11 protein-coding genes are annotated in these 10,666 nt (G+C 58.9%); 4 read left to right on the top strand and 7 right to left on the bottom strand.

What is annotated here, in order from left to right; translation table 11 throughout:
• The 4 genes from fhcD to EN969_RS04630 form a co-directional block, all read left to right on the top strand.
• The coding region (gene fhcD / locus EN969_RS04645; protein WP_127419003.1) for a formylmethanofuran--tetrahydromethanopterin N-formyltransferase at positions 1-662 on the top strand (662 nt) is incomplete at its 5' end.
• Positions 659-1,468 carry a formylmethanofuran dehydrogenase subunit C gene (locus EN969_RS04640; RefSeq protein ID WP_063167860.1) on the top strand — a complete coding sequence of 270 codons (810 nt, stop codon included), beginning with the start codon at positions 659-661 and terminating at the stop codon, positions 1,466-1,468. The genes fhcD and EN969_RS04640, both read left to right, overlap by 4 nt.
• A gap of 102 nt (positions 1,469-1,570) precedes the next feature.
• Positions 1,571-2,401, top strand: a complete 831-nt coding sequence (gene fghA / locus EN969_RS04635) for an S-formylglutathione hydrolase (RefSeq protein WP_063167861.1) — start codon at positions 1,571-1,573, stop codon at positions 2,399-2,401.
• Complete coding sequence (locus EN969_RS04630) at positions 2,385-2,714, top strand: hypothetical protein (protein WP_127224108.1); 330 nt, start codon at positions 2,385-2,387, stop codon at positions 2,712-2,714. The genes fghA and EN969_RS04630 overlap by 17 nt, the downstream gene beginning before the upstream one ends.
• A gap of 115 nt (positions 2,715-2,829) precedes the next feature.
• Here EN969_RS04630 and EN969_RS04625 read toward each other — a convergent pair whose 3' ends face one another.
• The 7 genes from EN969_RS04625 to EN969_RS04595 all read right to left on the bottom strand — a co-directional run.
• Positions 2,830-3,426: a hypothetical protein gene (locus EN969_RS04625; RefSeq protein WP_063167862.1), complete on the bottom strand. Its 597-nt coding sequence runs from the start codon at positions 3,424-3,426 to the stop codon at positions 2,830-2,832.
• 87 nt (positions 3,427-3,513) lie between these two features.
• Positions 3,514-3,711, bottom strand: a complete 198-nt coding sequence (locus tag EN969_RS04620; protein ID WP_164746046.1) for a type II toxin-antitoxin system HicB family antitoxin — start codon at positions 3,709-3,711, stop codon at positions 3,514-3,516.
• Between the two features lie 55 nt (positions 3,712-3,766).
• On the bottom strand, positions 3,767-4,792 hold the full coding sequence (locus EN969_RS04615; protein WP_063167863.1) for a DUF4238 domain-containing protein: 1,026 nt from the start codon (positions 4,790-4,792) through the stop codon (positions 3,767-3,769).
• 88 nt (positions 4,793-4,880) lie between these two features.
• A complete protein-coding gene (locus tag EN969_RS04610; RefSeq protein WP_127419002.1) occupies positions 4,881-8,663 on the bottom strand; it encodes a vitamin B12-dependent ribonucleotide reductase in 3,783 nt (1,260 codons plus the stop codon).
• Between the two features lie 631 nt (positions 8,664-9,294).
• On the bottom strand, positions 9,295-9,606 hold the full coding sequence (locus EN969_RS04605) for a PilZ domain-containing protein (RefSeq protein WP_063167865.1): 312 nt from the start codon (positions 9,604-9,606) through the stop codon (positions 9,295-9,297).
• A gap of 132 nt (positions 9,607-9,738) precedes the next feature.
• Entirely contained in the window at positions 9,739-10,227 is a 489-nt protein-coding gene (locus EN969_RS04600; RefSeq protein ID WP_013532018.1) for an NUDIX hydrolase, read from the bottom strand.
• 210 nt (positions 10,228-10,437) lie between these two features.
• On the bottom strand, positions 10,438-10,666 hold a 229-nt coding region (locus tag EN969_RS04595; RefSeq protein WP_348632368.1), incomplete at its 5' end, for a phosphoribosyltransferase family protein.

The following is a 10,666-nucleotide window of genomic DNA, read 5'->3' as shown; positions in this document are numbered from 1 at the left end:
GAACGGACGAATTGCAGAAACAACTGCTCAATCGTGTCGGCCAGTGCGTTTTGACCTCGCCGGGTTCCGCCTGCTTTGCCGGGCTGCAGGGCAGCGCCGAGCTCAAGCTCGGTTCGGCACTGCGTTATTTCGGCGACGGCTGGCAAATCTCCAAGAAGATCGGCGACAGGCATTTCTGGCGTATTCCCGTCATGGATGGCGAGTTCCTGTGCGAAGCAACGACCGGACTGACGAAGGAAGCTGTCGGTGGCGGCAATTTCTTTGTCATGGCGCAAAGCAGCGCCAACGCTTTGGCCGCTGCCGAGGCCGCCGTCGGTGCGATCGGCATGGTGCCTGGCGCCATCGTGCCGTTTCCGGGCGGCATTGCCCGTTCGGGTTCCAAGATCGGTGGCAAATACAAAGGCATGATCGCCTCGGCCAACGAAGCCTACGCGCCGACACTGCGCGGCGTCGTCGCGAGTGAACTCGGTCCCGACATCAACGCCGTCCTGGAAATCGTCATCGATGGTGAGACCAATGATGCAGTTGCCGCCGCGATGAAGGCGGGCATCAAGGCTGTCATAGAGCTCGGACCGCAAAGAGGCGCGGTTCGGATCAGCGCCGGCAATTACGGCGGCAAGCTCGGGAAATTCATCTACTCGCTGAAGGATATGCTGCCATGAAGGCGCTGACCTTCACCCTGGTTGCCGAGCCGCCGGAGCGCCTTGACCTGTCGCCGCTGACGCCGGAGCGGCTGGCCGGGATCGAAAGGCGCGACGTCGAAAGAATCCAGATCGGCATGTCGAAGCTCGGATCGAAGGTGGGCGACATTTTTCGCGTCGCCGGCAGCGATCCGGCAAGCATCGTGTTCGAGGGCGGAAGCATGCGCCTTGACCTTGTGGCGCAAGGCATGCGGGGTGGGTCGGTTCGCCTCGTTGGCAATGCCGGCGCCCAGGCCGGGCGCGCCATGCGGGGTGGCAAGCTCACGATCGAAGGCAATGCGGGTCCATACGCCGGCTCCGGCATGCGCGGCGGCAGGCTTGAGATAACAGGCAATGCCGGCGACCACCTCGGTGCGCCGCTCGTCGGGGAACTGGCCGGCATGAACGGCGGTGTGTTGATCGTCAGGGGCAGAGCGGGCGCCTTCGCGGCGGACCGCATGCGGCGCGGCCTGGTCGCGGTGCTGAAAGGCTCCGGCGACCATGCCGGCAGCCGCATGATCGCCGGCACCTTGGTGGTGGCCGGTGGCACCGGTGAGATGCCTGGCTATCTGATGCGTCGCGGTTCGATCCTTCTCGATCGCGCGCCGGCACGCATGTCGCCGAGCTTCGTCGAATGCGGCGCGCCCGAGAGCGTTTTCGCCGCCATCATCGATCGTCATCTGATCGCCGAGGGCATTTTGAAACGGCCGCTTCTGGGGAGCGCACCGCGCAAATATGGCGGGGATAACGCAGTGCTCGGAATGGGCGATGTTCTTTTTCCGCGCTGAGATCCGTCGACACAGGAACCATACGATGGCAGGACGCAAGTGCTTGCCGCTGGGTGGCAGTGGTGGGGCCGACCGTCATCCGACCCGCAACGTGGAGAACACATGAAAATCATCTCTCAGACGAAAGCCCATGGCGGCGTGCAGGGCGTCTATTCCCATTTCTCGACGAGTTGCCGTTGCGACATGATTTTTGCCGTTTTCATACCTCCGCAGGCGCGGGAGACGCCTTGTCCCGTTGTGTGGTATCTCTCAGGCCTGACGTGTACGCACGCCAATGTCATGGACAAGGGCGAGTACAGGCGCATGGCCGCCGAGCTCGGCCTGATCGTCGTTTGTCCCGACACCAGCCCGCGCGGGGCCGACATTCCGGATGAAAAAGACAACTGGCAGTTCGGCTCCGGCGCCGGCTTCTATCTCGATGCGACGCAAGAGCCTTATGCGAAGAACTATCGTATGTATTCCTATGTCGCCGAGGAGTTGCCGGCCCTCATCGCGGCTGAATTTCCAGCCGATATGGCACGCCAGGCAATCTTTGGCCATTCGATGGGCGGGCATGGCGCGCTGACGATTGCCTTGAAGAATCCGCAGCGGTTCAAGAGCTGCTCGGCGTTCGCCCCGATCGCCCAGCCAAGCACCGCCGGCTGGTCGAGACCGGCTTTTGAGAAGTATCTCGGCAAGGATGAGGCCTCGTGGCGAAGCTGCGACGCGACGTCGCTCATCGACGACGGATACCGCTTCCCCGAATTTTTGGTGGATCAGGGAACGTCGGATGGATTTCTTGACGACGGGCTGAGGCCTTGGCTGCTTGAGGCGGCCTGCACCAAAGCAGGTATTCCTTTAAAATTGCGGATGCAGGATGGATACGACCACTCGTATCTTTTCATCTCCAGCTTCATGGACGACCATCTGAGATGGCATGCTGAGAGGCTTTGAACCGGGCAGGCCGAAGGCATGGCCAGATGCAAACAAGGTATTGAATTCGACGCCTTACGCCGGGGGCAGAGTCCCCGCCGGCGTCAAACGCTACACATTCAGCCCGGACGCTGCCTATGCGAAAGAGCTGAAAGCGGTAGCCAGCCCCGATGAGATCCCGGAGCCGCCCTGCGGCGCCTGGGGCGAAATGCCTGACGGCATCCAGTATTTCGAGGTGCCCGAGGGTGGGGGGCGGAAAGTGCTGTTCGTGCGGATAGGCCAGGACGAGCCTTCGTTTGACGGGCAGACGCTGGAGGTGTTGCAGGCGGGGTAAATTGGTCCGGGCAGCGATCCTGGCCGCAAACAACTATTCTGGCCGTATTCCCGGCTCCGGTGTCCCACAGGGAGATGATCCCATATCAACCTCGACATGTTCCACGGTGAGGTGACTACTTTCTGTTTGATTTTGCCAGTTCATCCAGAGATTTTGCTATCTTTTCGAGTTGCTCAGGAATTCTCTTCGCTCCGGACGTATAGAAATAAGCTCGAAGATCCACAAAGAAGTTCTCGGTATAGATACGCGACCCGTAGCCATAGGATGCCTGAATTGTGAATTTGTCAGGTGTTACTATTTTGCCGCCGATCTCCTTGCCGACCTGAGGGCCTGTACAAAGATCGATCCAGAATCCATCGCCAGGCGCGAGTGCAGCCAATGTGTTTTTGAAAATATACATATCAGAAATATTTTTTGATTCTCCAACGGTTTCCCCAAAGCGATAGAAGTCTCTGTCGACCGTCAGTTTAAGGTTCTCGGCGGATGAGGAGCCTCGGTTCCAGATTCGAGCAACAAAAATAGTATGGTGTTGAATTTCGATATTCAAAGCAATTACAGGCCGCGTTTGAACCTCGATCTGCTTCTGTATTTCTATGACCATCATTTTATTTGAGTGGGCTATCTTATAAGTTAGCCAGGCGTATACGCCCGTAATAACTACCAAAATTGTTGTTAGGAGGTCTATAGGCGTCAAACCAATAGCGCTTGTCATAAATTTTTCCAAAAGAAACCGCGCTCAATAACGTGGGTGTGAAGTTCATCTACCTGTAGTGCCGGTCTGGTTCGTGGCTTTATGCCTTTACGCACTCTGCCAAGCTAACACCTTCGGCACATTCAACCCATCGGCCCGCAAACCCTTGATGTGAAAGCGAATTGCATCGCGAATCTCGGCTTCCACCTCGCGTACAGTTGCACCGGTCGCGATGCAGCCGGGTAAATTCGGCACATAAGCGGAAAAGTTATTTCCCGCCTTTTCAATCACCACCGCGTAACACACGCACTTCACTCCCTAGGTGGATAGTCAGTGTAGCGGCTCACGCCCTGTTGCATCCTCATCGTCGGAATGGGTATTCCCACGCATTCGATAGAGCGGAGGGCTGTCCGATCTTGTAGCTTATTCGCTGCACCAAGCCGTTACCAACTATCGAGCGTTCGAAGTCCGGAACTGGCCCTTTATCGAAAAAGTTGGATACTAAGGTCTCGATGTCTCCCCGTTGGCTAAATATATAGCGATCAGCAAAAAGAGCCACGACCTCATTGATGCGATCTATCGCCCGGCGGTTGCGTACTTCTCTATGCATTGCATCCGTCTGCCTTCGGGTGTCCAGATACATCGCAATGCGCGGAGTTATAGGGAAGACAAGTTCAAAATCATCAAAATTTCCGACACTGTATGGAACTATTTTACCTATTGGTGTTCCCGATTTGAAGTAGCACACGGGGTTATCGCTAGAAATAAAATCGACGCCTGTCTCGTTGTGTATAAAAACAGGCGCGTTGTACCGATTCATTACAGGAAGCATGCCTCGAATGATATTTGGCATCGAAAGAAGGGCGGTATGCGGGTCAATGTTTATTTGAATTATGCCGGCGTTTATCAAATCCTGCATTCTAATCTGGCTCGATACATCTCCTGTCGTCTTGCGATAAATTTCCAACAGAGCCTCGGGTACGGGAGGTGAAACTGCGTCCGATATCCTAGCAACAGAGTCTCGCAAAAGGCTCATAACAGATCTAAGCGCGTTGGGTACACGGCATCGCATGGACAAAAGGAATTCGGTGAAATGTTTAATTTCATCAAGTGAGAGCGGTTTCTTTTCCGCGATAATGTTCACAGCTCGGTCCCAGCCGCTTTCTATCGTGTCGGAAAAAAGTCTCTCGATCGCGTTGTCAAAACGCGCTTCAGCATGAACTGGTTGTGAGTATAGGTATTTCTCTTTGAATACCGATTTTGGAGAGGTGCAGAAAAGCCTACAATCTTCCCACGTATCGTAGACTTTGATGCAGCCGTCTCCATCCAAGAAATGCTTCGAATAAGTTTCCGGAATATAGTGCTGTTGCTTGGGCTCTGGCGGCATTTTTATAGACCTCCGCTCTCAGCATATCTCTTCTGCTGAGAGCGGAGTCGCATTGTTGGCAGCAGACAGACAGCGCGCGTGAATTAGCTCAGCTGCACCCGCTCGTCGAGCCACACGTATCGCACTTCTCGCAGGTCCCGTTCCGCACCATGGTAAAATTCTGGCACTCGGAGCAGGAATTGCCGGTGTAGCCCTGGAGCAGCGATTTGGCGCGGCGGTCGTTGGCGAGTTTCTTGGCTTCCGCCGCCTCCATGGCCGCGGCGTCGGTGAACAGCGCAGCCGTGGCGTCGGAAGCAACACCCGCCGCTTCCTCGAAGGCGATGTCCTCGGCCAATTCCTTTGCCCGCTCCTCATAGTCGCGCTTGTAGGCGACCGCTTCGTCGCTGGCGGGTTTCAGCGCCAGCACGTTGGAGCCGGAGAAGGCGGTCGGTGCCGAGCGGGCAGGGGCGCCCGAGGGGGCCGCAAAGCCTTTCGGATCGTTGCCGCTGACGCGCGACACCAGCTTCACCGGCGAGGCGCCACGGGTCAGGCCCTTGGAGACCGCATCGGTCTTGCCTTCGCTGATGCCACGGCCAAGTGCGGTGTTGGAAAAGTCCGACTGGTCGACATGGGCGAGATCGTTGCGGCCGAGGTAGGAGATCGCCAGCTCGCGGAACACGTAGTCGAGGATCGACGTCGCGCTCTTGATGGCGTCATTGCCCTGCACCATGCCGGCCGGCTCGAACTTGGTGAAGGTGAAGGCGTGCACATATTCGTCGAGCGGCACGCCATATTGCAGGCCCAACGAAATGGCGATGGCGAAGTTGTTGAGAAGGCCACGCAAAGTCGCGCCTTCCTTGTTCATGTCGATGAAGATCTCGCCGAGACGGCCATCGTCATATTCGCCGGTGCGCAGGAAGATGGTGTTGCCACCGATCTTGGCTTTCTGCGTGTAACCCTTGCGGCGGCCGGGCAGCTTTTCCTGCTCGCGCGACACGCGCTCGATGATGCGCTCGACGATCCGCTCGGTGATCTGTGCGGCACGTGCTGCCGCAGGTGCGGCGAGCAGCTGCTCGACGGCTTCATCCTCGTCGTCCTCGCCATCGGCGAGCAGCGAGGAATTGAGCGGCTGCGACAGTTTCGAGCCGTCGCGGTAGAGCGCGTTGGCCTTCAGCGCCAGCTTCCACGACAGCATGTAGGCGCCCTTGGCGTCTTCCACCGTCGCATCGTTGGGCATGTTGATGGTCTTGGAGATCGCGCCGGAAATGAAGGGCTGTGCCGCCGCCATCATCTGGATGTGGCTGTTGATAGACAGCGAGCGCTTGCCGATCTTGCCGCACGGGCTGGCGCAATCGAACACGGCGAGGTGTTCGGCCTTGAGGAACGGCGCGTCTTCCAGCGTCATCGCACCGCAGACATGGATGTTGGCGGCCTCGATGTCCTTGCGGGAGAAGCCGAGCGCCGGCAGCATCTCGAACGAGAAGTCGTTGAGCTGCTCGTCGGTGAAGCCGAACGTCTCCTTCACCCAGTCGGCGCCGAGCGTCCACTGGTTGAAGACAAACTTGATGTCGAAGGCCGACTTCAAGGCTGCGTTGAGCGCCGCGATCTTCTCGTCGGTGAAGCCCTTGGCCTTGAGCGCGCCGGGGTTGATGGCCGGCGCCTGGTTGAGGTTGCCGTGGCCGACCGCATAGGCCTCCATCTCGGCGATCTGGGCTTCGGAATAGCCGAGCGTGCGCAGCGCTTCCGGCACGGCGCGATTGATGATCTTGAAATAGCCGCCGCCGGCCAGCTTCTTGAACTTCACCAGCGCGAAGTCGGGCTCGATGCCGGTGGTGTCGCAATCCATGACCAGGCCGATCGTGCCGGTCGGCGCGATGACGGTCGCCTGCGCGTTGCGGTAGCCATGCTCCTCGCCGAGCTCGATGGCGCGGTCCCAGGCGGCCTTGGCGTGGGTCGCAAGGTCCTGCTGCTTCAGGTCGGAAGCGACGAGCGGCACCGGGTTGACGGCGAGCTTCTCGTAGCCCTGCTTCTCGCCATAGGCGGCACGGCGATGGTTGCGCATGACGCGCAGCATGTTCTGGGCATTGCGGTCGTAGTCGGCGAAGGCGCCGAGTTCGCCGGCCATCTCGGCCGAGGTGGCATAGGCCATGCCGGTCATGATCGCGGTGAGTGCGGCGCAGATCGCGCGGCCTTCGTCGGAGTCGTAGGGAATGCCCGACGTCATCAGCAGGCCGCCGATATTGGCATAGCCGAGGCCGAGCGTGCGGTATTCGTAGGACTGCTTGGCGATCTCCTTCGACGGGAACTGCGCCATCATGACGGAGATTTCGAGCACGATGGTCCACAGCCGCACCGTGTGCTCGTAGGCTGCGATGTCGATCGTGCCGTCGGCGTTGCGGTAGGGCAGCAGATTGATCGAGGCGAGATTGCAGGCCGTGTCGTCGAGGAACATGTATTCGGAGCACGGGTTGGACGCCCGGATCGCACCGGCGGAAGCGCAGGTGTGCCAGTCGTTCATCGTCGTGTTGAAATGCAGGCCCGGATCGGCCGACGCCCAGGCGGCGTAACCGATCTTTTCCCAGAGATCCCTGGCCTTCAGCGTCTTCAGTACCTTGCCGTCCTTGCGGGCGGTCAGGTGCCAGTCGGCATCGTCCTCGACGGCGCGCAGGAAATTATCCTTCAGCGACACCGAATTGTTGGAATTCTGGCCCGAAACCGTGAGGTAGGCGTCCGAATCCCAGTCTGTGTCGTAGGTCTTGAACGACATCGAGCTATAGCCCTGCTTGGCGAACTGGATGACGCGGTAGATGTAGTTCTCCGGCACGGCCGACTTCTTGGCCGCCTTAATCTCGCGCTTCAGCGCGGAGTTGATCGACGGATCGAAGCAGTCGTCGCCATTGCCTTCGCAGTTGACGCAGGCCTTCATGATCGCTTCGAGATGCTTCTTGACGATCTTCGAGCCGGTCACCAGCGAGGCGACCTTCTGCTCTTCATTGACCTTCCAGTCGATGAATTCCTCGATATCGGGATGGTCGGCGTCGACGATGACCATTTTGGCGGCGCGGCGCGTCGTGCCGCCCGACTTGATGGCGCCCGCCGCGCGGTCGCCGATCTTGAGGAAGCTCATCAGGCCCGACGAGCGGCCGCCACCGGACAGTTTTTCGCCTTCGCCGCGCAGCAGCGAGAAGTTGGAGCCGGTGCCGGAGCCGTATTTGAACAGGCGCGCTTCACGCACCCACAAATCCATGATGCCACCCTCGTTGACGAGGTCGTCCTGTACGCCCTGGATGAAGCAGGCATGCGGCTGCGGATGCTCGTAGGAGGATTTCGACTTGGTCAGCTTGCCGGTGAACGGGTCGACATAGAAGTGGCCCTGGCTCGGGCCGTCGATGCCATAGGCCCAGTGCAGGCCGGTGTTGAACCATTGCGGCGAGTTCGGCGCGACGCGCTGGGTGGCCAGCATGTGGGCAAGCTCGTCACGGAAGGCGCGTGCGTCTTCTTCCGACGCCTTGAAGTAGCCGCCCTTCCAGCCCCAATAGGTCCAGGTGCCGGCAAGGCGGTCGAAGACCTGGCGGGCGTCGATCTCGGAACCGTAGCGCTCGGCTTCCGGCAGCTTGGCGAGTTCCGCCTCATCGTCGACGGAGCGCCACAGGAAGGAGGGGACGTCGTTCTCTTCGATCTTCTTCAGGCGTGCCGGAACACCGGCCTTGCGGAAATATTTCTGTGCCAGGATATCGGCTGCGACCTGGGAGAACTGCGCCGGCACGTCGATATTGTCCAAGCGGAACACCACCGAGCCATCCGGATTCTTGATCTCCGAAAGCGCCTTGCGGAATTCGATCTCCGCATAGGCGGACTGTCCTGGCTTGGTGAAACGACGCTCGATGCGCATTGGTCCGGTCCCTTTTGTCTATATGTAGCGCTTTTCCCCAGGGATTTCTGCCCCCGATGCGAAACGCGCATGTCCGCCGTCTGCCGGCGTTCGAAAACGGCCGGCTCTCCATTTCGCAGCCTCCGCCGGCCCTGCTGGTCAAACTCCTTGCGAAGTGCCTGTCCAACGCGCCGACGAACCCACGGGTCCCTCAAAACTGATTTTTTTCCGATTCCCTCGGTCGAGGGAAATTCACACTATCTAGCGTCGAACCTACCTGCAAACACTAAATATAGTATTAACAGACAATTTATTCAAGCCCGACAATTGTCCCTATCGACCCCAACCGCCCCACAATTCCAACGCTTCCGCCGGCCTCGTAACCAGGCGGAAATGCGAGCAAAACGCACATAATCCGGGAAAAAGACCGGGCTCAGAACTTTCCGGTCGCACTCTCAACAGGAGCGCATGGCCTATAAAAGGCGACTCGTTTTGCGCCGTCAAGGATTCGTTTGCGTAGCTTTTGTGACCCCAACATCTTGTGTGTCACATATGTGGATAACGGGGATAGAATGCGGTGCGGCGATCGCAATTTTGTCGCCACCAGGCAATCCGGACGCGGCAACGATCCAAAGCGTCGTGCCTGAATGGATCAGCCGTAGTGCAGCCTGGGTTTTGGCTCGGTGCCGGTGAACTGCACCCCGATACGGTCATTGCGACGCCAGCGGACCTCACACCGATAGGCAATGCCGTCGAGCGGCACATAGAGAAGGAAGCGATCGGGAACCCGGGCTTCCAGCGGTATCTTCAGTTCGGCTCCGCCTTCGTGTTGATTGCGCAGCGTGCAGCCGACTTCCGAATTCGAAATTCCGGTGATGATCGACCCGCCCTTGAGCACGCGCGGACGATGCTCGCGCTCAGGCTCGTCGGACTCGTTTGGAATTGGATTTTCGGGGCTCGCCATCGATCAAAAAATACCAGAGCTGCCGAATCCTACCTTTGATTCCTTAGCAAAGCATTCATGTCGATGGCGGCAACGCGTGTCCAGCCTTTGCAAGCAAGTCCCGTTTTGCAAAGAGCGCGGTGTGGCCGCCCGTCAGGAGAAGCTGTGCGGGTCGGCGCAGAAATAGGCGATGATCTGGCAAAGGTCGGGTTCGTTGACCATGCGCACCGCTTCGCTTGCACGGACCCATTTGCGGGTGCGTGAGCGTTTTTCCTTCCAGCGGTCCGCGACTTTGTCGACATGCAGCGGAAACACCAGGACCTCGCACGGGACTTCTTCGCCGGAAGCCAGCGCCTTGGCGTAGAAGTAACGGCCGGCTTCAAGATGAGAGACACGGCCGCGCAGCCCGGCCTCCTCGCCGGCTTCGCGCGCCGCGGCCTCGCAGAGCGGCTCCCTGGCCTCTGGCCAACCCTTGGGCAAAACCCAACGGCCGGTATCGCGGCTGGTGATCAGCATGATTTCGACGCCGTCTCCCGTGTCGCGCCAGGGCAGGGCGGCAACCTGCAGGCGGCACGGCGCGGTGCCGAAGAGCCGTCGGACCCTTTCGGCCAGATGATTGTGTGTCGTTGGCCTCGTCAACATCGAAGAAGCTAGCCCCAGCCTCCGGAATCGTTTGCCGTCTCACGAATCTTACGGCTAATTGTCGGCAATAAAAGTAAAAAATTTCATTCGCCTGGCCAATTTCCGCCAATAGACGTCGATTTCGCGAAATATCCGGCTCTGCCGGACGTGTTTGCGAAAGCAAATCCATCCCCGGTGCAAGCTGCTGGTCTGTAACAGGGTAGTTGCGAATCAGCCGGCGTGGTCGTCGGCGATCGGCTTCTGGTAGGTGAAGCCCATATCCCACGGGAAATAGATCCAGGTGTCCTGGCTGACTTCGGTGACGAAAGTATCGACCAGCGGCCTGCCTTTCGGCTTGGCATAGACGGTGGCGAAATGCGCCCTGGGCATCATCGCGCGCACGATGCCCGCCGTCTTGCCGGTGTCGGTCAGGTCGTCGATGATCAGCACGCCGGCGCCG

This window comes from Mesorhizobium sp. M7A.F.Ca.CA.003.01.2.1 (genome assembly GCF_003998945.1).
Taxonomy (GTDB): domain Bacteria; phylum Pseudomonadota; class Alphaproteobacteria; order Rhizobiales; family Rhizobiaceae; genus Mesorhizobium; species Mesorhizobium ciceri.
The sequence above is the reverse complement of the archived record's forward strand: the minus strand, read 5'-3'. Positions and strand labels throughout refer to the sequence as shown.

Coding starts and splice junctions, on each gene's coding strand:
- EN969_RS04610 (WP_127419002.1), bottom strand. CDS start 8,663: ATGCGCATCGAGCGTCGTTTCACCAAGCCAGGACAGTCCGCCTATGCG.
- EN969_RS04600 (WP_013532018.1), bottom strand. CDS start 10,227: ATGTTGACGAGGCCAACGACACACAATCATCTGGCCGAAAGGGTCCGA.
- EN969_RS04615 (WP_063167863.1), bottom strand. CDS start 4,792: ATGCCGCCAGAGCCCAAGCAACAGCACTATATTCCGGAAACTTATTCG.
- EN969_RS04640 (WP_063167860.1), top strand. CDS start 659: ATGAAGGCGCTGACCTTCACCCTGGTTGCCGAGCCGCCGGAGCGCCTT.
- EN969_RS04605 (WP_063167865.1), bottom strand. CDS start 9,606: ATGGCGAGCCCCGAAAATCCAATTCCAAACGAGTCCGACGAGCCTGAG.
- fghA (WP_063167861.1), top strand. CDS start 1,571: ATGAAAATCATCTCTCAGACGAAAGCCCATGGCGGCGTGCAGGGCGTC.
- EN969_RS04630 (WP_127224108.1), top strand. CDS start 2,385: ATGCTGAGAGGCTTTGAACCGGGCAGGCCGAAGGCATGGCCAGATGCA.
- EN969_RS04625 (WP_063167862.1), bottom strand. CDS start 3,426: ATGACAAGCGCTATTGGTTTGACGCCTATAGACCTCCTAACAACAATT.